The 22,468-nt window shown below is 71.4% G+C and carries 19 protein-coding genes; 8 read left to right on the top strand and 11 right to left on the bottom strand.

Annotated features, from left to right (window positions below):
* Positions 1 to 203: 203 nt before the first annotated feature.
* A complete protein-coding gene (locus ACZ69M_RS23805) occupies positions 204 to 1,733 on the bottom strand; it encodes a M81 family metallopeptidase (RefSeq protein ID WP_470052628.1) in 1,530 nt (509 codons plus the stop codon).
* Positions 1,730 to 2,962 carry an ROK family protein gene (locus ACZ69M_RS23810; RefSeq protein ID WP_470052630.1) on the bottom strand — a complete coding sequence of 411 codons (1,233 nt, stop codon included), beginning with the start codon at positions 2,960 to 2,962 and terminating at the stop codon, positions 1,730 to 1,732. Before ACZ69M_RS23810 ends, ACZ69M_RS23805 begins: the two co-directional genes overlap by 4 nt.
* Positions 2,963 to 3,160: 198 nt before the next feature.
* Between ACZ69M_RS23810 and ACZ69M_RS23815 the strand changes: the two genes are divergently transcribed.
* The 8 genes from ACZ69M_RS23815 (at position 3,161) to ACZ69M_RS23850 (ending at position 12,007) form a co-directional block, all read left to right on the top strand.
* Entirely contained in the window at positions 3,161 to 4,954 is a 1,794-nt protein-coding gene (locus ACZ69M_RS23815; RefSeq protein ID WP_470052632.1) for a peptide ABC transporter substrate-binding protein, read from the top strand.
* A 4-nt stretch (positions 4,955 to 4,958) separates the two neighbouring features.
* Positions 4,959 to 5,918, top strand: a complete 960-nt coding sequence (locus ACZ69M_RS23820; RefSeq protein ID WP_067374682.1) for an ABC transporter permease — start codon at positions 4,959 to 4,961, stop codon at positions 5,916 to 5,918.
* A complete protein-coding gene (locus ACZ69M_RS23825) occupies positions 5,915 to 6,796 on the top strand; it encodes an ABC transporter permease (protein WP_470052634.1) in 882 nt (293 codons plus the stop codon). Before ACZ69M_RS23820 ends, ACZ69M_RS23825 begins: the two co-directional genes overlap by 4 nt.
* Positions 6,793 to 8,457: a dipeptide ABC transporter ATP-binding protein gene (locus ACZ69M_RS23830; RefSeq protein ID WP_470052636.1), complete on the top strand. Its 1,665-nt coding sequence runs from the start codon at positions 6,793 to 6,795 to the stop codon at positions 8,455 to 8,457. Before ACZ69M_RS23825 ends, ACZ69M_RS23830 begins: the two co-directional genes overlap by 4 nt.
* Positions 8,458 to 8,489: 32 nt before the next feature.
* Positions 8,490 to 9,404, top strand: a complete 915-nt coding sequence (locus ACZ69M_RS23835; protein ID WP_470053179.1) for an ROK family protein — start codon at positions 8,490 to 8,492, stop codon at positions 9,402 to 9,404.
* Between the two features lie 132 nt (positions 9,405 to 9,536).
* The gene (locus ACZ69M_RS23840; protein ID WP_352047181.1) at positions 9,537 to 10,418 is read left to right on the top strand and encodes a hypothetical protein; all 882 of its coding nucleotides are present in this window, start codon (positions 9,537 to 9,539) and stop codon (positions 10,416 to 10,418) included.
* Positions 10,419 to 10,526: 108 nt separating this feature from the next.
* Positions 10,527 to 10,778 carry a hypothetical protein gene (locus ACZ69M_RS23845; protein WP_266424424.1) on the top strand — a complete coding sequence of 84 codons (252 nt, stop codon included), beginning with the start codon at positions 10,527 to 10,529 and terminating at the stop codon, positions 10,776 to 10,778.
* Between the two features lie 11 nt (positions 10,779 to 10,789).
* Positions 10,790 to 12,007 (top strand): SPFH domain-containing protein, encoded by a 1,218-nt coding sequence (locus tag ACZ69M_RS23850; protein WP_352047180.1) that lies wholly within the window; start codon positions 10,790 to 10,792, stop codon positions 12,005 to 12,007.
* Positions 12,008 to 12,144: 137 nt separating this feature from the next.
* Here the strand turns inward: ACZ69M_RS23850 and ACZ69M_RS23855 are convergent, their stop codons facing one another.
* The 9 genes from ACZ69M_RS23855 to ACZ69M_RS23895 form a co-directional block, all read right to left on the bottom strand.
* On the bottom strand, positions 12,145 to 12,372 hold the full coding sequence (locus tag ACZ69M_RS23855; protein ID WP_075029393.1) for a hypothetical protein: 228 nt from the start codon (positions 12,370 to 12,372) through the stop codon (positions 12,145 to 12,147).
* Positions 12,373 to 12,513: 141 nt separating this feature from the next.
* A complete protein-coding gene (locus ACZ69M_RS23860; protein ID WP_470052639.1) occupies positions 12,514 to 14,049 on the bottom strand; it encodes an NADase-type glycan-binding domain-containing protein in 1,536 nt (511 codons plus the stop codon).
* Complete coding sequence (locus ACZ69M_RS23865) at positions 14,046 to 14,603, bottom strand: phage tail protein (RefSeq protein ID WP_060901264.1); 558 nt, start codon at positions 14,601 to 14,603, stop codon at positions 14,046 to 14,048. Before ACZ69M_RS23865 ends, ACZ69M_RS23860 begins: the two co-directional genes overlap by 4 nt.
* Positions 14,600 to 16,558, bottom strand: a complete 1,959-nt coding sequence (locus ACZ69M_RS23870) for a putative baseplate assembly protein (protein WP_470052641.1) — start codon at positions 16,556 to 16,558, stop codon at positions 14,600 to 14,602. The genes ACZ69M_RS23865 and ACZ69M_RS23870 overlap by 4 nt, the downstream gene beginning before the upstream one ends.
* Positions 16,558 to 16,998 (bottom strand): GPW/gp25 family protein, encoded by a 441-nt coding sequence (locus tag ACZ69M_RS23875; RefSeq protein ID WP_060901262.1) that lies wholly within the window; start codon positions 16,996 to 16,998, stop codon positions 16,558 to 16,560. The genes ACZ69M_RS23870 and ACZ69M_RS23875 overlap by 1 nt, the downstream gene beginning before the upstream one ends.
* Before the next feature lie 40 nt (positions 16,999 to 17,038).
* A complete protein-coding gene (locus ACZ69M_RS23880) occupies positions 17,039 to 18,955 on the bottom strand; it encodes a VgrG-related protein (RefSeq protein ID WP_470052643.1) in 1,917 nt (638 codons plus the stop codon).
* Positions 18,955 to 19,683, bottom strand: a complete 729-nt coding sequence (locus ACZ69M_RS23885; RefSeq protein ID WP_470052645.1) for a CIS tube protein — start codon at positions 19,681 to 19,683, stop codon at positions 18,955 to 18,957. The genes ACZ69M_RS23880 and ACZ69M_RS23885 overlap by 1 nt, the downstream gene beginning before the upstream one ends.
* Before the next feature lie 15 nt (positions 19,684 to 19,698).
* Complete coding sequence (locus ACZ69M_RS23890; RefSeq protein WP_470052647.1) at positions 19,699 to 20,124, bottom strand: phage tail protein; 426 nt, start codon at positions 20,122 to 20,124, stop codon at positions 19,699 to 19,701.
* A 51-nt stretch (positions 20,125 to 20,175) separates the two neighbouring features.
* Complete coding sequence (locus ACZ69M_RS23895; RefSeq protein WP_470052649.1) at positions 20,176 to 20,634, bottom strand: extensin; 459 nt, start codon at positions 20,632 to 20,634, stop codon at positions 20,176 to 20,178.
* Positions 20,635 to 22,468: the final 1,834 nt, after the last annotated feature.

Genomic DNA, 22,468 nt, shown 5'->3' on the forward strand with positions numbered 1-22,468 from the left:
ACTGGTTCTGGGGAAGCGCTGCCAGGCCCGGCGATGTGCCATCAGAGCCGGGGATCCGTGCCTCCGACCCGGCAGTCTGCCTCCGATCCGGGCGGTCTGCCTCCGATCCGGGCGGGGTGCCGCTCGTACCGGCGGGGTGTCGGCCGTACCGATGGGTGCCGGCCGTACCGATGAGGGGTTCTGGATGTCGGGCGCCCGGTGGGTTACTCGTCCGTTGCGTCCAGTGGCTCGTTCGACGGGGGGATGATGCGGGCCGTGAGGTCTGGGTCGGGCATCTGTGGGTCGAAGGGGAACATGGGGCGGCGGATGCGGTGGTGGCCCAAGCGGACGAGGTCCTGGTCGACTCCGCCCGGGGTCAGCGCCATCTTCCAGCCGGCGGACATGGCGAACAGTTCCGGTTCCAGATAGCCGATCTTGACCACGACGACGTCGGCGCCGCGCGGGTCGAGCGCCAGGCCGGTGAAGTCGTGCTCGTAGTGGTACGGCTTACGGAGCCGCGTGATGATCACGTACACGCTTCCGACCCGCAGGACGACCTCCGTCCCGGCGTCCCGGTCCCCGTGCCGGACCGCGTGGACCACCCCGGTCATGGTGAGCGGCCCGGCGTGCCGGTCGTCCACCTCGGCACCGGCCGTGACCGTTACGGTCGCGCCGACGCCCGCCTGCTCCGCGGTCGCGACGGCGGCCGGCCCCGGCACGGACGCGTAGATGACCCTCGGCCCGGACGGTTCCTTGAACTCCGGCCGGGAGAGGACGCGTTCGAGCCCCCATGTGACATCGCCCGCGCCGCCCGCCGTCGGATTGTCGCCGGTGTCGCTGATGAAGAACGGCCGGGCGTCGGGGGAGGAGGCCAGCGCCTCGTCGAGGCACTCGTCCAGTGACCCGGTCGGCGCGACGAACGCGAACGCGCCCCGCGCCTCCCAGAATCCGCGCGCCAGCCGCTCGGCGCCCTGCGCGACGGCGGCCTCGGACGGCCCGGTGACCACGACCGCGGCGCGGTTGCGCGGCTCGTCCGCCCATGCGTACCCGACCCAGATCGCGGCGTCGGTCACGCCGTCCGTCGCCTCCACCTCGTCGATGGCCGCGTACACACTCCTGGCGGGCTCGATGCGCGTCGAGGTCTGCTCACCGGCCAGCAGCACCGGCACCGGGATCCAGGCCTTGACCGGCCGGGGCGCACCGGTGGCGAGCAGATCCACGAGATGACGGGCGGCCCGCTCCTTCGTCTCCATGTGGTCCTCGTGCGGAGCCGTCCGGTAGCAGGTGATGAGGTCGCTCATGTGCGCGAGCTCGCGCGAGACGTTGCCGTGCAGGTCCATGGAGGCGGACACGATGACGTCGGCTCCGACGGTCTCGCGGATCCGCGCGAGCAGGACGGCCTCGGCGTCGTCGACGCCCTCCACCGTCATGGCGCCGTGGATGTCGTACCAGAGCCCGTCGAGGCGCGGCAGCTCCCCGAGCCGCCGCAGGAGCTCCGCGGAGAGCTCCGCGAACGCGGCCGCGGTCACCGTACCCCCGGGCAGCGCCTTGCCGACGAGCGCGCCGCGCCAGGAGGCCGCGTCACGCAGGGGCGTCCCGGGCGCGAGGAAGGGATACCGCGTGAGGACGTCCTCGCCGCGCTGCGGGTGGAAGGCGGGTGCCTCGGTCCGCGCCGGTGAGAACGTCGACGACTCGATGCCGAGTCCGGCGATGGCGATGACGGGCCGGGCGACGGCGGTACGGGGATGCGTCATGGCTCCTCGATTCGTATGCGCTGGTCGGTATGGGGTCCCGCTCCCGCTCCGGTCACGGTCTGGAGTGCGTGGACCAGCGCCCGTTGGAGCGCGAACTGGCCCGCGCCGACCAGCCCGGCGTCCGCGCCGAGGCTCGCCCGCTCGATCACCAGGTGCTTGGTCACCAGCGGATGGCACCCCTCGTACAGCTGACTGCGGACGGCGGCGACGAACGGTTCGAGCGTGGAGAGGATGCCGCCGAGGTACACGGCGTCCGGGTTGAAGAAGTTGACGTTGGCGGCCAGCACCATGCCGAGGTAGCGGCCGGCCTGACGGACGGCGCGGGTCGCCTCCGGGTCGGCGTCGGAGGCGAACCGGACGACGTCCTCGATCGAGTCGACGTCGAGCCCCCGCTCACGCAGGACGCGCACCAGTGCCGCGCCCGACGCGACGGTCTCCAGACACCCGGTGTTGCCGCAGGAGCAGGGGATGTCGTGGCCCGCTTCGACCCGTACGTGGGTGATCTCGCCGGCGGCGCCGGTCCCGCCCCGGTAGAGCCGTCCGTCGGCGATGACGCCCGCGCCGATCGCGGAGCCCATCTTCACCATGATCGACTGGCGGCGCTCGGCCGGCTGGACCGTGTGCTCGCCGACGGCCATGCAGTTGGCGTCGTTCTCGATCGCCGCCGGAACGCCGAAGCGGTCCTCGAGCCAGGCCCGGACGGGGAACCGGTTCCAGCCGGGCATACGCGACGGCAGCGTCACCACTCCGGAGGCGACGTCGACCGGCCCCGGCAGCGAGAGGCCGACCCCCTTGAGCAACTCCCGCCCATGTTGCTGGGCGAGGGTCTCCAGTGTCTCGGCGAGCCCGGGCAGCGCGGCCTCGGGCCCCTCCGCCGTCGGGAACGGCACCGTCGACACGTCCGTGAGCCCGCCGCCCGGCAGCACGACACCGACGTGCGCGTGTCTGCCCCCGAGTTCGGCCGCGACCGCGAACCCGTCGCTGCCGCCGAGCCGCAGGACCTTGCGCGGACGCCCTCCCGCGGAGGAGCGCGTGCCCTGCTCCGCCACCAGCCCGTGGGCCACGAGCTGACCGACCGTCAGGGAGATCGTCGAGGGCGCGGCCCCGAGCAGATCGGCGAGTTCGGTGCGCGTGGTCGCCTGCCCGGAGGCCAGCAGTTCGAGGACGCGCTCGGCCAGGGACGAGACGCCCGTGGCACCCCTGCGGTGTACCGCACTTTTTTCAGGCATGGACGAAGTAACTTCCGACGACGGGATCGGGATGCCGAGCGTACGTCCCTGAATCCGCCTCTCCACTTTTTTCAGAACAGCAGAAACAGGCTTTTTACAGGAGGGCGTCTGTTTCTTCGAACAGTCGGGTCGTTGACTGGCTCCGCCACGCCCCTTGCCCCACCCCTTTGTTCACCCCTGTTCACCCCGAGGAGAGTCATGTCCCCTGCTCGCGCGACACTCGTCGCCGGTGCCGTCGTCTCGGCGGGCACGCTGCTGCTCGCGGGCTGCTCCGGGACGAGCGGCACGTCGTCCACGTCCCCCGACTCCATCAACTACGCGCTGCCCGCGAACTTCACCCCGAACTGGATCCTGCCGATCGGCACGGCGGCGCACCTCAACACCAACAACATCTCCATCGCCAACAGCCTCTGGGAGCCGCTCGTCGCGTACGACGGCTCGACCGGCAAGATCGCCTGGAACAAGAGTGGGTCCATCGCCACCGCCGCCGACTTCGCCTCCGACGGCAAGAGCGTCACCCTCACACTCGGCGACCGCAGGTGGAGCGACGGCAAGCCGGTCACCTCGCGCGACGTGGAGTTCTGGTTCAACCTCATCAAGGCGAACAAGGAACAGTGGGCGGGCTACAACCCCGGCAAGGCGCCGGACAACTGGACCTCGTTCAAGACCGTCGACGACCACCACTTCACGCTCACGTTCGACAAGGCCTACAACTCCGACTGGATGCTCGCCAACGAGCTGAGCGCGATCAACCCGCTCCCCCAGCACGCATGGGACAAGACGGCCGCATCGTCCGCGGTGGCGGACGCCGACCGGACGGCCGCAGGCGCCAAGCAGGTGTGGACGTACCTCAACACGGCGGCGAAGAACATCTCCGGCTACGAGAAGGACGCGCTGTGGAAGACCATCAGCGGTCCCTACGCGGTCAAGTCCTTCTCGACCGCGGGCAAGGTCGTGCTCACCGCCAACAAGAAGTACGACGGCGGTGAGAAGCCGGACATCGCCACCGTGAACCTCCTCCCGTTCACGACGGCGGACGCCGAGAAGAACGCACTGCGCTCCGGGAGCGTCGACTACGGCTACATCGAGGCGACCGACCTCGACCAGAAGGACCGGTTCACCGCCCAGGGGTACACGGTCAAGCCCTGGTCGGGCTGGGCGATCACCTACATGCCGTACAACTTCAACAACCCGTCCATGGGCGCCGTGTTCAAGCAGCTGTACGCCCGGCAGGCAGTCCAGCGGTCGATCGACCAGAGCAGCCTGGCGAAGGTCATCTTCAACGGCACCGCGGTCCCCGGCTACGGCCCGATCCCGCAGGCGCAGTCGAGCGACTTCCTCTCGCCCACGCAGAAGGCCAATCCGTACCCCTTCTCGACCTCGGCCGCCAAGTCCCTGCTGACCGGCCACGGTTGGACCGAACAGGGCGGAGTCATGGTGTGCACGGACGCGGGCCCAGGTGCCTCGCAGTGCGGTGACGGGGTCGCCAAGGGCACCAGGTTCCAGATGCAGGTGCTGTCGCAGTCCGGCTCGACCGTCACCGACAACATGATGAGCGCTGTCCAGTCCTCGCTGGAGAAGACCGGGATCAAGTTCACGATCAAGACCGCGCCCGTGAACTCGGTGCTGTCCCAGACCCCGCCGTGCACCGCGGGCCAGTCGATCTGCACGTGGCAGCTGTCGTTCTTCGGTACGGCAGGCAGCTGGTACTTCAACGCCTTCCCGACCGGCGACTCGCTCTTCCAGAGCAAGGGCGGCTCGAACTTCGGCAGCTATTCCAACCCGGAGATCGACCAGCTGATCACCGCCTCCACCACGTCGAACTCCGCGCAGGCCGTACGGGACTACAGCGCGGCGGTCGCCAAGGACCTCCCGGTCATCTGGCTGCCGGAGCCCGACTACCAGATCTCGGTCCTCAAGAACGGCCTCGGCGGCTTCTCACAGGACTCACTCGCCAACTTCCACCCGGCGCAGTGGAAGTGGAACCGCTGACCGCATGGACACCCTCCTCTACCTGACCCGGCGCGTCCTGCAGTCCCTCGCGGTGATCCTCATCGTGACGGTGGTGGTCTTCTGCCTGTTGCACGCGCTGCCCGGCGGACCCGCACGCGGGATCCTCGGCCCGCAGGCGACGGCCCAGCAGATCGCGCAGTTCGACCACGAGCAGGGCCTCGACCGCTCGCTCCCCGTCCAGTACCTCTACTACCTGCGTACCCTGCTGCACGGCGACCTCGGCACCTCGTACACCCTGAACGAGGCGGTCTCCCGGCTCATCGAACAGCGCCTCCCGAAGACCCTGGTCCTCACCGTGCTGTCGGCACTGGCCGGGCTCGCGCTCGCGATCCCGCTCGGCATGTGGCAGGCGGTCCGGCGCAACAAGCCGGTGGACTACGTCATCACGACGCTGAGCTTCGTCGCGTACTCGACCCCCGTGTACTTCCTCGGGCTCGTCCTGGTCCTGGTCTTCACGCAGTTGCTGCCCTGGTTCCCCTCGCAGGCACCGCAGGGCGACACGCTCGGGCAAGTACTCTCCCAGCCGAACGCACTGGTCCTGCCGGTCGTGGCGGGAGCCGCGTCCATGGTCGCCGTCTTCAGCCGGTACATGCGCGCCGCGACCCTGGAGAACCTCTCCGAGGACTACGTACGCACCGCGCGGGCCGGCGGCTCCCGGCCCCGCGCGATCCTGTGGCGGCACGTGTTCCGCAACTCGCTGACCCCGGTCGTCGCGATGCTCGGCTACTACGTGCCCGTCCTCTTCGGCGGCGCCCTCGTCGTCGAGCAGCTCTTCAACTACCCGGGGATGGGGCTGCTGTTCTGGAGCGCCGCGCAGTCCTCCGACTACCCGGTGCTGCTCGGCTGCGTCCTCGTCATCTCCGTCGCGACGGTCGTCGGCACCCTGCTCGCCGACATCGTCCAGCGGATCGTCGATCCCCGAGTGAAGGCGGGCCGGTCATGAGCGCCGTATTGCCGGTGACACCCACCGTGGAGGCGGCCGCAGGCCATCGCCTCGCCCTGCGCCGGTTCACGCGCAACAGGCTCGCGGTCACGGGTCTGGCGGTCGTCGTCCTGTTCCTGCTCCTCTGCTTCGCCGGCCCGCTGCTCCACCCGACCGACCAGACCCACACCCATCTGACCCAGGTGAACCTGGCGCCGGGCGGCGCGCACCTGCTGGGCACCGACGCCGTCGGACACGACGAGCTGGGGCGGCTCATGTACGGCGGCAAGGTGTCGCTGCTCGTCGGACTCGCCTCCGGCCTGCTCGCGACCGTCATCGGCACGCTCTGGGGCGCGGTCGCGGGCTACGCGGGCGGCTGGATCGACGCGGTGATGATGCGGGTCGTGGACGCCGGAATCGCCATCCCGGCGCTCTTCATCCTCCTCGTCGTCTCCGCCATCACCACCCCGGACACCTGGGGGCTCGTCGTCATCCTCGGTCTGGTCTCCTGGCTGGTCCCCTCCCGTCTCGTCCGGGCCGAGACGCTCACCCTGAAGGGCCGGGACTACGTGCTGACACTGCGCGCCATCGGCGGCACGCACGGCCGGGCGATCGGCCGGCACATCCTGCCGAACTCCGTCTCGACGGTCGTGGTCGCCGCGACCTTCCAGGTCGCCGACGCGATCCTCCTCGTCGCCTACGTGTCCTATCTCGGCCTGGGCGTCCAACCTCCGTCGACCGACTGGGGCGGCATGCTCTCGGCCGGTCTGACCGCCGCGTACTCGGGACGCTGGTGGCTCATCGTGCCGCCCGGCCTCGCCATCATCCTCGTCGTCTGCGCCTTCAACGCCATCGGCGACGGACTGCGCGACGCCTTCGACGTGAGGGGGCGCGGATGACCGCCGACCTCCTGCGGATCGAGAACCTGGGCGTCACCTTCGCCACCGAGACGGGTGACGTGGCCGCGGTACGAGAGGTCTCGTTGCGGGTCCGGCCCGGTGAGACGCTCGCCCTCGTCGGCGAGTCGGGCTCCGGCAAGTCGACCGTCGCGCTGGCCGCGATGGGGCTGCTGCCGGGCACCGCCCGCGCCACGGGTCACGCCGTCGTCGGCGGCACCGACGTCATCGGCGCCACCGAGGCCGACCTCGCGGGGCTACGGGGTCGCACCGCGTCGATGGTGTTCCAGGAACCCGCGACCGCGCTCGACCCGCTCACCCGGATCGGCGCCCAGATCGCCGAAGTCATCCGCAACCACCGTCCCGTCACGGCCAGGGAAGCAGCCGGGGAGGCGGTCGAACTCCTGCGCCGCGTCGGCATCCCGGATCCGGACACACGGGCGTCCTCGTTCCCGTTCCAGCTCTCCGGGGGACAGCGGCAGCGCGTGGTCATCGCCATGGCGATCGCCAACGCGCCGAGCCTGCTCATCGCCGACGAACCGACCACCGCGCTCGACGTGACCGTGCAGGCCGAGATCCTCGACCTGTTGCGGTCGCTCGCCGCCGACTTCGACACGGGGGTGCTGCTGGTCACGCACAACATGGGAGTGGTCGCCGACTTCGCGGACCGCGTCGCCGTCATGCTCCAGGGGGAGATCGTGGAGACGGGGCCGGTGGAGGAGGTGCTCCTGCGGCCCACGCACGAGTACACCAGGCGCCTGCTCGGGGCGGTGCCGCGGCTGGCCGTCGCCGAGCCGGGGGCCGGCCCCCGGCTTACCGGAGCGGAACGGCCGGCCGCGGACCCGGTGGTCGAACTGCGGGACGTGAGCGTGCGGTTCGGCCGTGGGCGCCGCGCCGTCCGGGCACTCGACGGCGTCTCGCTGACGGTCGGGGCCGGTGAGACCGTGGGTCTGGTGGGGGAGTCGGGCTCGGGCAAGTCGACCGCGGCGCGCGTCGCGCTGGGCCTCGTACCCCCGTCGTCGGGCTCGGTGTCGCTGTTCGGCGCCGACCTCGGCAGGACCCGGGGGCGGGCACGGCGCGCCCTGCTGGCCGGTGTCGGCGTGGTCCTTCAGGACCCGGTGGCCTCGCTCGACGCCCGGATGAGCGTGGCGGAGTGCGTCGCCGAGCCGCTGCGCGTGCACCGCCGCGGCATGCCGGCGGCCGAGCGCCGCACCCGGGTCGGGGACGCACTCGAACTTGTGCGTCTGCCGAGGGAGTTGGCCCATCGAGGTCCGCGCGAGCTGTCCGGTGGCCAGCGGCAGCGGGTGAGCCTCGCCCGGGCCCTTGTCCTGGAGCCACGGCTGCTGGTCGCGGACGAACCGACGAGCGCGCTCGACGTGAGTGTGCAGCAGTCGGTCCTCGAAGTGATCGCGGGGCTCCAGGGCGAGCTGGGGTTCGCCTGTCTGTTCGTGTCCCACGACCTCGCCGTCGTACAGCAATTCGCCCAGCACGTGGTCGTCCTGCGGGCCGGGCGCATCGAGGAGGAGGGCAGTACCGCGACCACGCTCCTGCACCCGCGCACGGACTACACGCGTCGGCTCATCGCCGCCGTGCCTGTGCCCGACCCGGTGCTGCAACGCCGTCGGCGCGCGGAACGGCGGGCCGCCGCGGGGGTCACGGCGTGACCGTATCCGGGAGCCGCCCTCCGACGCCCGGGGTGTACGCCGGAATCGACATCGGCGGTACGACCACCCAGGTCGTGCTCTGCGCGGCCGACCTCACCGTCGTCGAGTCCGTGGAGGTGCCGACACCGGCGGCCGAGGGAGGACGGGCGATGGTCCGCGCCGCGCTCGCCGCTCTGGATCCGCTGCGCGCACGCGCGGGCTCGCGACTGCTGGGCGTCGGGGTCGGCGCGGCAGGTGTCGTCGACAGCCGCGCCGGCCGCATCCTCGTGGCGAGCGACTCCTTCCGCTCCTGGGCCGGGTTCCCGGTGACGGCGACGGTCGAGGACGCGCTCGGCGTACCGGCCTTCCTCGACAACGACGTCAACGCCTTCCTGCGCGGCGAGGTCGCGAAGGGGGCCGTCGCGGGAGAGCCCGCGGCACTCGGGATGACGCTCGGCACCGGGGTCGGGGGCGCGCTGTGGCTGGACGGTGCGCTGTTCGAGGGGGCGCACGGGGCGGCGGGCGAGATCGGTCACCTCCCCGGTTTCGGCGACCTGCCGTGCACCTGCGGCGGCCGTGGCCACCTGGAGACGCTCGCCTCCGGCCGTTCCCTGGCGGCCCGCTACGGCGAGCGGACGGGGCGCTCCCTGACCGCCCGGGGCATCGCAGAGGCGGCGGTGAACGGCGACTCCGCGGCACGCGCCGTCTACCAGGCCGCGGGGGCGGGCGTCGCCCGCGCGATCCTCATCACGGCGGGCCTGGTGGACCTCACGACCTTCGTGATCGGCGGTGGGGTCAGCCGGGCCTGGGACCTCCTCGAACCGTCGATCGCCGCCGCGCTCGCCGCCGAGCCACCGGTCAGCGGACAGCCGATCCGAGTCGTACGGGCCCGGCTGGGGAGCCGTGCGGTGGCGATCGGCGCGGCGTCCCGGGTCCGGACGGAACTCGGGGCGGTGACAAGGGTGTAGAGGGCAGGGTGGGTAACTGCCGTTGACCGGTGGGTGAGTTGACGGCCAACGCTCCTCCATTGGTCTGTACATGACCGCAGTTGACGGGCCAGACTGTGCGCCGAAACCGCACCCCCCACCGAGGAGCACCTCATGCGCATGCCCGCCCGGCAACGTTGTCACGCGGTCCTGGCCGGACTCGTCACCCTCGCCACGGCCGCCGTGCTGTCCGTCTCCGTCACCACACCCGCCTCGGCCGCCGACACCTGGACCGAGGTGGGCTCCGACCGCGCCGACCCGCTGACCGAGAGCCAGGGCCTGACCTCGGTCGAGGTCCCGGCCGGCAGCCCCAACCACTACACCGGGATCGGCACCATCCCGATCGGCGTCAGCAGCCGGGGCTGGAACCACGTCGGCGACCCGGACGCCTCCTACAACGGCTACTACGTCGAGCCGTACCAGAGCGACTCCGGCAGCTCCAAGATGTACCGGGTGCAGGCGCCCGGCGGCGCCTGGTCGGAGTACGTCCACGCGCTGAGCCCCGGCGAGGCGCTGAACAACTCCTTCGACACCATCTCCCCCGACGGCCAGTGGATGGTGTCCGGGGAGTGGGGCACGATGACCCGGCTGCTGGTGTTCCCGACCCCCGGCGTGAACCCGAGCACCTCCCCCTCGGCCAACCTCCCGCAGGCCTCCACCATCAACCTCGACCACGCCGTCCGTGACGTACAGGGCTGCGACTTCGTCACCGCGACCCAGCTGCTGTGCTCCTCCGACGACCCGGCGGGCACTCTCTTCGGCATCACCAAGCCGCTGCTGCAGATCGACCTGTCCGCCGCCCCCAGCGGCAGCGGCGACGTGACGGGCCATGTCACCGCCCTGCGTCAGCTCCCGCTGCGCAGCTCCTGCTCGGGCACCTTCGAGGCCGAGGGCATCGACTACGACCGGCGCACCGGCACACTGCGCGTGATCGTCGTGTCGCCCGGCTTCTGCGTCCTGACCGACAGCAAGACCTACCGGTTCACCAAGAGCTGAGCGTCCGCACGCGGGGAGTGACACCGGCGGCGACGGGAGCGTAGGCGTCCGAGGTGGGGGAGGTCTAAGGTCGGAAGCAGAACCAGAGAAATGGGGAGGCGGCCGACAGTGGTGCAGGACGAGGCCGTGATCGGCTGTACCGGGGAGCTGCTCATCGGCACACGGGGAACCGCCGGTCCCGGCGAGATACTCGTGCGGGTCAGAGGCGGATCCGAGACCTTCCTCGCCTGGTCGCAGGAGCCCCTGCCGATGGGGGCGACCGTGCTCGTGGTCGAATCCAGAGGATGCCGTGAGGTCGACGTCATCCGCTGGGTCGATCCGCTGGACGCGTTGGACGGCGATTCCGTCGACGCCGGTTAAGGAGAAACAGGATGTTCGGTTACCGCGTTCCCGCTCCCGACGAGGCGATGCTGATCTCGGGAGGCAGGCGGGGACTGGGGGGCGCGCCGTTCCGGGTGGTCACGGGGCACGGAAAGTTCGTGCTGCCCGTCTTCCGCAAGACCCGCTTCCTCACGCTGTCGATGTGCGAGGCCGAGGTGACCGAGACCTGTGTCACCAGGCAGGGCATCGCGCTGCACGTCCGCGCCGTCATCGCCTTCAAGGTCGGCAACGACACCGAGAGCATCATCAACGCCGGTCAGCGCTTCCTCTCCGACCAGGAACAGATGTCGGTGCTGACCGGCCGGATCTTCGCCGGCCATCTGCGCGCCATCATCGGCTCGATGACCGTCGAGGAGATCGTCACCGAGCGGCAGAAGCTCGCCGCGGAGGTCCTGGACACCTCGAAGGTCGAGATGGCGAAGATCGGTCTGATCGTGGACTCGCTGCAGATCCAGTCGATCGACGACGGTGACACCGGCTACATCGCGGCCATGTCCGCACCGCACAAGGCCGCGATCCAGCGGCAGGCCCAGATCGCGCAGGCCCAGGCGACCCAGGCCTCGGTCGAGGCGGAGCAGGTGGCCGCGCGCAACCAGGCCGAGTACGCCCGCCAGACCGCGATCGTGAAGGCGGAGTACTCGGCCGAGGTGGACCGCGCCCAGGCGCAGGCCGCCCAGGCCGGACCGCTGGCGCAAGCGCACGCCCAGCAGGAGGTGCTCGCCGCGCAGACCGAACTGGCCCAGCGGGCGGCCCAGTTGCGTCAGCAGCAGCTCGTCGCCGAGATCGTCAAGCCCGCCGAGGCCGAGGCGGAGCGGATCAAGGTGCTCGCCATCGCCGATGCGGAACGCATGAAGATCCAGGCCGAGGCCGCCGCCTCGCACGACCGCGTGGCGCTCGACCGGATGCTGATCGACCAGCTCCCGCTGATCGTGAAGGAGGCCGCGGGCGGTCTCGCCGGCGCCAACGTCAACGTCCTGAACGGCGCGGACGGCCTGGGTGAGATCGCTGCCGGGCTGGTCGCCCAGGGCCTGACGATCCTGGACTCGGTCCGCCAGAACCTGAACGGCCAGAACGCGGGCGACCAGAAGTCCGGGGGGCGTTCGGAGAAGACGGAAGGACTGCTGGAGCTCCAGAGCTACCGGCGGACCCCGGAACAACAGGACAGGGACGGGAACGAGCCGGAGGGCGGCCCGTCCTCGACGACCTGACCCGAGGTTCCCGTACCGCAACGGCGCGTGCGTCCGGTTCGGTGCGGTGGTGGACGAGTGACGGAGTGAAGCGGCCGCCGTTCCCTGGGGACGGCGGCACGCTCCCACCCGGGCGGTACACCGGTATCGACGTTCCGTCAGGAAAGCCAGCCGGTGGAGCTGTTGCCGGGAGGAAGGGACGGGGGCAGCGCGCGAGGGCCGGGGCCCGGAGCGCCGGGCGGTCTCGGGAGGAGACCACCCGACGAGGGATCCCTGTTGAGGATCCATTCGAGTTCGCGCTGGATTCTGCGGGCCTCGTTGCGGACCTGCAGGGGTATGTCCCCTCGTTCGGAGATCAGTTGGGCGTAGATCGGTGCGTCGTGCACAGGTAGTGCTTCTCCTCGGGTCTGGTGCCTTGCCTCTACGGTAAGGCCGCGGTGGTGCCGCGGGACTCATCCTCCCAGTTCGGCCAGAACCGGAACCACCCGACCAAGGAATGGCACCTTCCCCACGAACCGTCGGTGTCCCTACGAGTCGTTGGCGCTCGAGGGACCGAACAACTCGATCTCGGCTATGGAGACCTGCTTGTCCTTGGCCGCGCCGTAGGCCGAGCGGATGATGAAACGGACCGCCGTGACATCACCCACGCGGAACTTGCGCTGCTGACTGCCCGCGACCTGGTCGAGAGTGAGGAAGCGGGTGCTCGTCTTGCCGTTCGCCGTGGTGATCCGGGCCTCGATACGGTGCGGCAGCGCCGACTTCGAGAGCTGGTCCGCGCGGATGGACGTGCCCGAGGTGAAGATCACGTCAAGCAGCCGGGTGGGCTGCTCGAAGCGGGCCTCGAGCCACTCGCCGTCCCCGGACTGCGCTACGCCGGGTCCCCACCAGGTGTTGTTGAGCTTGTCGAAGGCGAGCCCCGCGCCGTGGCCGGGGAAGGAACGGGACGCCTTGACATGGTCCGGGCCGACCGGGACCCGCTTGGCGAAGTGGTCCTTCACCGCCTGCACGGCCGTACCGGTGTTCATCACGGCGAACACCAGCAGGCCCAGCACCACGGCGCCGACCACCCAGTTCATGACGCGTCCGAAGCCCCGCCGCAGTCGGGGCCGGTCCCCGGCCCACGGCACCTCTCCGTTGCGGGAGTTGAGCACCCGGCGCCACCAGGGCAGCCGGCCCGGCACCTGCCGCTCCCCGGCCATCGACAGCGCGCAACGCCCGCAGAAGTGCCGGTCCGGCCGGTTGGGAGTGGCGCACCAGGGACAGGGCACACCCCCGTCCGCACCGGGCTCCGCGACCGGGGTACGGACCTGTGGGCGGCTCGCCGCGGGGCGGCCGGGCAGTACGGGCGCCACCGACGGCGCGACCCGCGGTTCCGGGTCCGCCACCGGCACCAGCAGGGACCTGGCCCGCTCGGCCGCGGAGTCCTGGCCGGGGGCGGCGGAGGGCAGGGGCTCGGTGGCCGCGGTCTCGTCCGGCCGCGCGGGAGCGGCCGGTACGGAGCCGTGGGCGGCGACGGGGGCCGGGTGGGGACGCGCGGTGTCGTCGCTCATCGGGCTCGGATCCGCCGCGTCACCGAACACCGGCGCACCAGGGACCGGCGCGTCCGGTCCGGTCGGCCCACCGCCCACTCCACCGTCCTCGTCCGGGCCGTCGGCGGGTCGCGCGGTGCCCGTCCTGTCGGCGCTCACGGTGTCCGCGTCCGCGATCGCGTCCGGCGTCGGCCGCCCGCCGGCTCCGGGCGCCGCGTCGTGCGCCGTACGAGCCGTTCCCGTACCGGCGCCCGGTCGCGCGAACGCGTCCCAGCCCGGCTCGCCCTCGGCCGACCCGGCGGATCCCGCCGCCCGGGAGCCCTGGTCGCCGGCCGCCGGCGGCGCCTCGTCGGCACCAGCCGCGGGACGACGGGTCCGAGCCGCGACCCCCGCCGGAGCCGGGTCCCCGGCCCAGTCGAGCACCGCGCCGCAGGCGTCGCAGAAGGACTGGCCGGGCTCCGCCCGGGTGCCGCACTCGGCGCAGGCCGGGGCGCGCCCGGGGCCGGTGCCGGTGCCTGGGGTCTGGGTGGTCATTTCTCGGGGATCCTTTCGGCGGCGGTCACCTGGACCGTGTAGGGCATGTGGGCGGGACGGGCGGCCGCCACGAGGTTCTCCAGCCGGTACTCGTCCGCCGGGGTCGGCTCGGGCAGCCGGAGCGTGACGTGCAGCCGGGGGCGCCGGTCGCCGGGGACCGGGCCGAGCGGTCGCGGGTCCCAGGCGGCGGCGCCGCTCTCGGTGATCTCCGGCTCGACACCGAAGGCGAGGCGTACCGCTTCGGACAGGCCGCGGCGGGTGCCTCGTACGCGATGCAGGTACGCGGCGGCGGCGACGGCCGCGCGCAGCCGCGCGTCCGGTTCCGTGCCGTCGACCTCGGCGCCGACCCAGGTGCCCAGCCAGCGGGCGAAGTCGGCGGGTGCGAGCGCCGGGTCGAAGTAGGTGTGCAGACAGTCGAGGGCCAGCAGGATCGGCGCGACCACCTCGTCAAGACCCGCGACGAAGCGCAGCGCCAGGTCGTCGTCGGCGAAGACCGCGGGGAGCATCCCGCCGATCGGCGCCGAGGACTCCAGGCCGTCGATGGAGCCCCTCATGAGCCGTCTCCGATGACGCGGACCCGGTGGTCGAAGGAGAACACCAGCGAAGGGGCCTCCAGGTCGATCCGGTCGGTCGGGTCGCCACGCTTGCCGGTCAGCGGGTCGGCGGGGTGGAGCTGCACCGCGTCGACGAGTTCGACGCCGGGCACACGTTGCAGCACCGCGAAGACCTCGCCCGCCTGCACGGGCCGGCCGAACGGCCAGCCGGTGCCGTCCGCGCCGCCGGTGAGCGGGTCCAGATGGCGGTAGAGCGCGTCGTGGGCCTGGCGGCGCACCCGGTCGGTGTCGACCCCGCGGAAGGCGTGCACGGTGGCGACGACGGTGACGCCCTGGTAGAAGGGCGGCCCGACCGCGAGCCGGGTGCCGATCAGCCGGCGCTCGTCGAGGTGGCGGGTGATGCGCTGCAACAGGGAGTCGCCGGGGACGAGTTGCTCGAAGCGCAGCCGTCCGCCGGGGTCGGGCACGGCCTGCGGGACGACCAGGACACGGACCGCGTAGGCGCCGTGCTCGCCCTCCTCGCCCTCCAGACACGTGATACGGGCCGTCTCGGGGGCGGCGCGCCGGGCCAGTTCCTCGTAGTCGCGCAGGGTCACGGCCCGCTCCTGGGCGCGCAGCGTGATCGGCGCCCGGGTCTTGGCCTCCTCGACCGTCTCGCCCTCGACGCCGCCCCGGGCGGCCTCCCGGTTGACGACGTCGGCCACGTACGGCACCGAGCTGCGCAGCACCTGGACGGCGCCCCGGGCGACGTTCCCGGCCCGGCCGCCACCGGTGCGGTAGCGGCGGGCGCGGATCACGGCCCCCTTGGGCGCCACCGTCCCGTACTGGCGCATCGTGCCGTCGGCTTCGCGGACGGCGGGCCCGAAGGCGATCTCGCCGGTCGCCGCGTCCAGGGTGATGTGCCGGTCGGTGGGACCGGACGCGGCGAAGTGCGGGACGACGTCCCAGTCGACCCAGCCGTCGCGCTCGGCGGTCTGCAACAGCACCGGCGGGGTGTCGCCCACGACGGGGAAGTGGGCGAGCCGCAGCCGCTGCCCGGGCAGACCGGTGGACTCGCCGAGCGCCTCGTCCTGGACGGTCTCCGCGTGGATGGACGAGGTGGTCCCGCCGAGGGTGAACGCGTCGACGGACCGGATGGTCGGAGACGTGGTGTAGAAGGGCTGGTCGGACAGCGGTTCGGTGACCCGGCAACGCAGCCAGCCCGCCTCCTGGCCTCCGGTGCGCGACAGGGTGTGGCCGCCCGGCACGTGCAGGACCACCTCACCGGGCCGGTTCAGACCACCGGTGCCGTCCCGGTCCACCTCGCAGGCCGCCCAGCCGTCCTCGGTCCACGCCTCCCAGACCAGCGGCGGCTGCCGCGGATCGACACCGACACCGTCGACCCGGCTGTCGAGCTCCAGGCCCAGCGCGCAGTGCGGTACGGCGGCGGTGAGGCCGAGGAGCATGCAGTCACCGGGGCTCGGTGACTCCGCGAAACACAGCACGTCCTTGCCCTCGGCGAGATCGGCCGTCCGGTCGGTGACCGCACCACCGCTCTGCTGCACGACGAGACGACGCAACGAGCAGGGAACCACGGTCAGTTCGCGCTCGGTCGCGAAGACGACCGCCTCCTCGTTCTCGGTACGCACGGTGGCGGCCTCGGTTCCCACGGGCAGCACGATGGGCTCCTCGTGCGGCGCGGACAGCCAGAACGTGAGGTCCGTACGGGCGGCCGAGGGCGGGAACAGCGTGATGCCGACGAGGTCGAGGAACGCCAGGTGGTTCTTCTCGGGGACGCGGTTGAGCCGGTAGACGATCTGGTCGGCCATGTGGGCGACCGTTTCCACGAGGGTGACGCCGGGGTCCGACACGTTGTGGTCGGTCCATTCGGGAGCGCGCTGCTGGATGTAGCGCTTGGCGTCGTCGACGAACTGCTGGAAGCGGCGGTCGTCGAGGTTCGGGGAGGGCAGTGCCATCAGCGGTCGCTTTCAAGGGAGTTGCCCGCGCCGGAGGCGTCGGGCTCCTCGTGGGAGGGGATGACGTAGAACGGAAAGACCAGGCTGCGCGGGTTGTTGGTGCCGCGGATCGAGTAGCGCACGTCGATGAAGAGCACGCCCTGGTCGGGACCCGCCGTCACCTCGACGTCGTTGACCTCGATCCGTGGCTCCCAGCGGTCGAGAGTGGTGTACACCTCGTGCTGGATCCGGCCCGCCGTCGCCTCGTTGACCGGCGCGAACACCAGGTCGTGGATGGCACAGCCGAACTCGGGCCGCATCGGCCGCTCGCCCGGCGCGGTGGCCAGCACCAGCCGGATGGCCTCCTCGATCTCCCGCTCCCCGCTGACCATGGCGATGCCACCGGTGGGACCGATGCGCATGGGGAACGCCCAGCCGGATCCAACGAACTGCTCGGCCATCAGAGGGCCACCCGCCTACTCCTGAAGAACGTCCCGGCCGTCACGGCAGCGGATACGGCTTGTTGTTGACCAGCACCACACCCTGCAAGGCGAGCGTGATGGCCCGAATGCCCACATTCGCGATGGAGTTGACCTGCACGCTGCCGCCGGCAGTGAGCGTCGCGGCGCCCACCGCCTTGAGGCTGAGCGCCCCCAGCGCGTCGACGGTGACCGCACCGCCGAGCGACTTCAGGTTGACCAGGCCGCGGCCCTCGATGTTGAGCGGGCCGCCGCTCTTGATGGTCAGACTCCGGCGCGCGCTCAGGGTGAGGTCGGTGCCGGCCTCGACCGACACCGACCGGGAGCCCTTGATGGTGACCGAGCCCTTGCTGTCCACGGTGATCTCGGTCTTCGTGCGATCGAGATTGATGGTCAGCTTGTCGTTGCCGGAGGCGATCCGCACCCCCTGCTTGCGGGCACCGGTCTGCTGGCTGAGCAGGTCCACCCGGTTGCCCTTCCGGTCGGAGAGGGTGTGCCGGATCGCCTGCTTCTTCAGCCCGTCGTGCAGTGGTACGTCACTGACCACGGTCGGTTTGTCCTTGCCGTTGTAGAGGCCGCCGATGACGAACGGGTGGTCCAGAGCGCCGCGGTCGAAGGCCACCAGCACCTCGTCGTTGACGTCGAACGGGAAGACCCCGCCGCCGCCCTTCCCACCGAGCTGCACGGTCCGCGTCCAGTCGCTCTCGTACGCGTCGTCCAGCCAGGGGAACTGGAGCTTGACCCGGCCCTGCTTCAGCGGGTCCTGCACATTCGTCACCAGGGCGTTGGCCACGCTCGGCAGCTTCGGCGCGGTGGCCGTGCCCCCGCCGGACGTGAGCCCGTACAGGGAGCGCCACTGCCGGCCGCTGACGGTGATCCACGTCTGGTAGTGCTCGTCGTAGCCGAAGACGTGCCGCACGGACGTCACCGTGTACTTGCCCTCGAACGGTTTGCCCACGTCGGTCAGCGTGACCGGAACACCGGGACGCAGCTTGGGGTTGCCGAACACCATGACCTCCAGCTCGGCGAAGGAGGAGGTCACGTCGTCGGCGAGGGCCTTGGCGGCGACCTTCACCTCGGCCAGGCGGTCGTAGGGTGTGTCGGTCTCGACCAGTTTGGCGGTCTTGAACTTCTTCGCCGTCTTCTGCGGGGTGGTGCCGATCGCGAAGCCGTCGTTGGACGTGGCGGGCGACGTGGCGGTGAGCTTCTTCTTCGTCGTGATGTTCCAGCCGCGGACCTCGGTCTTGGCGACCTGGTCGGCGGAGGTCACCGCGGCCCGGCAGCGCAGTATGTCCACGCCGCCCTGCAGCACGAAGGGGCTCTTGTCGCCAGGGGTGCTGGTCGGCGGCGCGGTGGAGGCCGGGTCGGCCTTGACGAACTGGAACTTCCCCTCGGAGTCCAGCGACATGACCACGTCGTTCTCGTCGGCGAGCCGGGCGAGGAAGTCCCAGTCGGTCACGTTGGCCTGACTGATGAACTCGTAGACCGTCGTGGTGGGCTTGATGCCGCCCTTCCCCGTGCCGATCGGAATGCCGTTCATCGTGGCCAGCTTCTTCGCGATGTCCGCGGCCGTCTGGTTGCGGTACGCGGCCACCCTGCGCTGGCGCATCAGACGGTGGCCCATGTCGTAGCCGCGGATGACGGTGAAGGTGCCGGTGCCGTCGTAGTCGGTCTCCATGCCGGTCACCTCGCCGGTCAGCAGCGGGGAGGCCGCGCCCTGGCCGTCCGCGACCGGAGCGAGCGTCACCAGGGTGCCGCACTGGATGCCGAGTTCGCCGAGCACCAGCCGGTCCGGGTCGCGGAAGGTCAGCCGGAACGCGGCCGGCACCCCCGCCCCGAGGTCGACCCAGCAGCCGACGAGGTCGGAGGCGATCTTCTCCGGGACCGGACTGCCGTCCACGGTCACGTGGACGACGTTGGAGTACGAAGGCTGGACCATCAGAAACCCACCTCTTCGGCGGCGGGCAGCACGAGCTCGGTGCCGTTCGACAGCCGGTTCGGGTCGTCGATGCCGTTCGCCTCGGCGATCGCCCGCCAGGCCGCCGCGTTCCCGTACTCCCGCCACGCCAGCGACTGCAGCGAGTCGCCCGCGACGACCCGGTGCACACGCTGCGCGGTGAGCGCCCCCGACGTCGGGTTCTGCCCCTTGGTCTTGCTGGGGATCTCGTGCAGATGCACCTGACAGGTGGCGCGGATCGGCACGCCCGTCGTGCCGAACAGGGAGTAACTGGCGTCCACCGAACTGACGTACGCCGTGAACCGCGCGGTCGAGAACGACCCCCACTGGAACACCACCCACGGAGTGGACGGCTGCTTGGCGGCGATGCTCTTCTCCGTCACCTCGCAGCAGGAGAACAGCGACTCGACCTTCTTCAGCACCGAGTTGCTGGTCGGGTCGTCGGACGAGTCGAGGAAGATCTCGACGGTCATCTCTTGGGGCTCGGGCCCCATGAACTCCGGGAGTGAGCCCTTCCGTACGGCCGCGGTCGGAGTGGTCTTCCAGCGGGCGCGACGGCTGAGTGAGAGCGTCGAGGGGTTGAAGTCGAAGTTGAACGTCTTGATCAACCCGCCCGGAGTGGTGCTGCGGCCGATGGGCGGCTCGTGAATGGCCAGTGAGGCCCTCACAAGACTCTTGCCCGCGCCGCCCTTTCCTGACTTGCCTGCCATGTTCTTCGCCGTTCCCTAGTCCGTGAACCCGTGGTGGGTGATTTCCAGCACCTCCGTGGCCACGGCCGGGCTGGCCGGGTTGAGGGAGGGCCCCTGCCAACTGACCGGGAGCACGTCGAGCAGACCCCAGCGGGCCACCTCCGAGCCGTCCGCGCGCAGCGCCGCGATCTGCGCCGTCGGCCGCTTGACCCCCGTGGTCACGGAGGACACCCAGGCCGCGACCTTCGCGGTGTCCGGTGTCAGGGGGCGGGTCAGCCGGATGTTGGAGAAGGTCACGCGGGACGGAAGCTGCCACACGAACCCGTTGTTGCCGCCCTCCTGGCGCTGCTCGATCTCCACCTGCGACGAGAGTCCTTCACACCCGTTGAAGTAACCGAGGCTCTCGCCGTCGATGGTGAGGGTGAAGAAGATGGTGGAGCCCGGGTCTCGATCGGTGGCCATCGGGGATCGGCCTTTCTTGGGGTGTCGTGTAGGCGTACGGGGTGGTGGAGGTCAGCGACGGGGATCGCGCAGCTTGCCGATCCGCTCCCGCTCGAGGCGGAGTTCGGTCCGCAGCAAGCGGGTGATCGGCCCGGCCATCTTGTGCGTCAGCTCGTCGATCTGACCCTGGGTCAGGGACCGGGGATCGAAATCGACGGGGGTGTACGCGGGCGGGGCCTCTTCGCGCTCGGCGTGCGAGGGCAGTGGCCGATGGGGCGGTTCGATCGAGGAGTACGGGGGCGGGGGGCCGCTCGGCGGCGGCGAGGCGGGTGAGTACGCGGGGGGCGGGGACGTCGGGTTGACGTCCCGCTGGACCGAGAGGAGGGCGGGGGGTATGGCGGGGGTGGCAGGTGTGGTGATGGTGGTGCCGGTGGTGGTGAGTGCGGTGCCGGTGGTGGCGGGTGCGGGCAGTACGGGGGATGTGGGAGGTACGGGAGGTACGGCCGAGGAGCGCTGTACCGGCAGGGCCACGGGTGGGGCGGCGGGGGTTGCGTTGAGGGGGACGGCCGCTTTGGGGGTGGGGCTCGCGGAACTCGTCGGGGGCGCTGAGGGCGTTGGCTGCGCTGGGGCCGTTGAGGTCATGCGCTGAATCGGTGGCGTCGGTGGCGTCGGGCGTGCCGGTCGCGCCGGGTCTGTCGGAAGGGGGAGTCCGTCCGACGGGCGAGGCATCGGCGTGCTCGGAGTGGAGGAACGCTGTACGACGGGGGCGGAGGCTGCGCTGTGCGTCGCCGGCGGCGTGAGACCGAGGGAAACGCCTTCGGTGGGCTGCGGGTGCGCAGGGGTGTGGCGAGCCGTCGAGCGCTGAACTGCGGGTGCGTCGGGTGCCTGCCGTGGCGGAGCGGGCTCGGTGGCGACTCGCTGGACGACGGGGGCACCGAGGCCGAGACGGTGTGGGGTCGTGGCATCGGGGCGAGGAGCGCGGTGCTGCTTCGCGGACACCGGGGGTGGGGACGCGGGCGCCGAGGTCTCGGGCTGCCGAACTGCCGAGCGCTGCACCGGGGGCAGGGGAGACACGGGAGGCACGGCGGCCCCGGCGACATGCGTACGGGCGATGCCGGAAAGCTCTGGAGCTGGAGCTGGAGTCGGCGCAGATGCGCGAGGTGCGAGCGGTCCCGTGGCACTTGTGGGTGTTGCCGGTGACGCACTCGCACGGGGCAACGGTGTCGTGGACTTTGAGGGCGTCGAGGAGGCAACACGCTGTACTGCAGGGACAGTTGCCGTCGGTGAACTCGACGTCGACGGGTTTGCCGGGCCTGCGGAGGCCGAACCGCGTCGCGCCGATGGTCCGCTCGCAACGGTGCCGGGTTGGGCAAGGGGAACGGTGGCAAGGCGCCGGAGGACTGGAGCATCGGCGCCGGGAGCCTCGGGGCCGCGCGCCGCCGGACCGCCATGGGTACCTGCGACGGGCCCGCCGGCCGACGGTCGCGGCACTGCCCGCTGCACCATGGCACCGGTGCCACCGGTGCCACCGGGCAACCCAGGCGCACGGGTCGACGAAGGTGCCGCTCCCGGTGCCTCAGGCGATCGGCGTATCGGACGGGATACCAGACTGCCGCCAGGCCCGGAACGGGCCCCGGCTGCCGAGGAACGCTGCACGGCCGGTGCCGGTGCCGGTGCTGGTGCCGAGCCCGGTGCCGGGGTCGTTCCGGCTGCGACCCCACCGGGGGCGATGGACGTGCCCCCTGTCGGGCCGGCTGCTCCTGCCGACCCGGGCCCGTCGGCACGCCCCGCCGACGGGCTACTCGCGGAGCCACCGCCGGAGCCGCCGGAACGGGACCCGCTGCGGCCGTTGTCGGCTGTTGTCGCGCGCCGCAGCGGTACGGCCACGGGAGCCGTACGACGCTGCACGGCGGCGGCAGGAGGCGTGGTGGGCAGCAGCGAGGTCAGTGCGCGTGCGGGAGCGAGCGGGCGCACCGGTGGACGCGGCGATGGCGAGGAGGTGGGAGCCACCTGCTCCGCGCCACCGTCCCGCAGGGGGGCGACGGGCCCACTGCCCGCCGGGCTCTGCGCCGTGCCCTCCACCGCACTCGTACGTTCCTGAACGCGAGGTTCCGCCACGACGGCCCGCTGTACGACAGGGCTGCCCACCGTGGCCGTCCCTGACGCGGCGGAACCGGCCGGTGCCAGAGCCTGGGGCGCGGTCGACACCGCACGCTGAACAGGCAGGTCCCCGGACGGGGTTCCCGCCTCGGGAATCTCCGGTCGAGACGGTGCCGCACCTGATGACGACGATCCCGAAGGCGGCATCCCTGGCTCCGGGGTCGCCGTCCTGGGGGACGTCGTAGCGGAGGGAACGGGGGGAGTC

The organism is Streptomyces sp. NPDC107454 (genome assembly GCF_055582885.1).

Coding starts and splice junctions, on each gene's coding strand:
- ACZ69M_RS23805 (WP_470052628.1), bottom strand. CDS start 1,733: ATGACGCATCCCCGTACCGCCGTCGCCCGGCCCGTCATCGCCATCGCC.
- ACZ69M_RS23810 (WP_470052630.1), bottom strand. CDS start 2,962: ATGCCTGAAAAAAGTGCGGTACACCGCAGGGGTGCCACGGGCGTCTCG.
- ACZ69M_RS23815 (WP_470052632.1), top strand. CDS start 3,161: ATGTCCCCTGCTCGCGCGACACTCGTCGCCGGTGCCGTCGTCTCGGCG.
- ACZ69M_RS23820 (WP_067374682.1), top strand. CDS start 4,959: ATGGACACCCTCCTCTACCTGACCCGGCGCGTCCTGCAGTCCCTCGCG.
- ACZ69M_RS23825 (WP_470052634.1), top strand. CDS start 5,915: ATGAGCGCCGTATTGCCGGTGACACCCACCGTGGAGGCGGCCGCAGGC.
- ACZ69M_RS23830 (WP_470052636.1), top strand. CDS start 6,793: ATGACCGCCGACCTCCTGCGGATCGAGAACCTGGGCGTCACCTTCGCC.
- ACZ69M_RS23840 (WP_352047181.1), top strand. CDS start 9,537: ATGCGCATGCCCGCCCGGCAACGTTGTCACGCGGTCCTGGCCGGACTC.
- ACZ69M_RS23850 (WP_352047180.1), top strand. CDS start 10,790: ATGTTCGGTTACCGCGTTCCCGCTCCCGACGAGGCGATGCTGATCTCG.
- ACZ69M_RS23860 (WP_470052639.1), bottom strand. CDS start 14,049: ATGACCACCCAGACCCCAGGCACCGGCACCGGCCCCGGGCGCGCCCCG.
- ACZ69M_RS23865 (WP_060901264.1), bottom strand. CDS start 14,603: ATGAGGGGCTCCATCGACGGCCTGGAGTCCTCGGCGCCGATCGGCGGG.
- ACZ69M_RS23870 (WP_470052641.1), bottom strand. CDS start 16,558: ATGGCACTGCCCTCCCCGAACCTCGACGACCGCCGCTTCCAGCAGTTC.
- ACZ69M_RS23875 (WP_060901262.1), bottom strand. CDS start 16,998: ATGGCCGAGCAGTTCGTTGGATCCGGCTGGGCGTTCCCCATGCGCATC.
- ACZ69M_RS23880 (WP_470052643.1), bottom strand. CDS start 18,955: ATGGTCCAGCCTTCGTACTCCAACGTCGTCCACGTGACCGTGGACGGC.
- ACZ69M_RS23885 (WP_470052645.1), bottom strand. CDS start 19,683: ATGGCAGGCAAGTCAGGAAAGGGCGGCGCGGGCAAGAGTCTTGTGAGG.
- ACZ69M_RS23890 (WP_470052647.1), bottom strand. CDS start 20,124: ATGGCCACCGATCGAGACCCGGGCTCCACCATCTTCTTCACCCTCACC.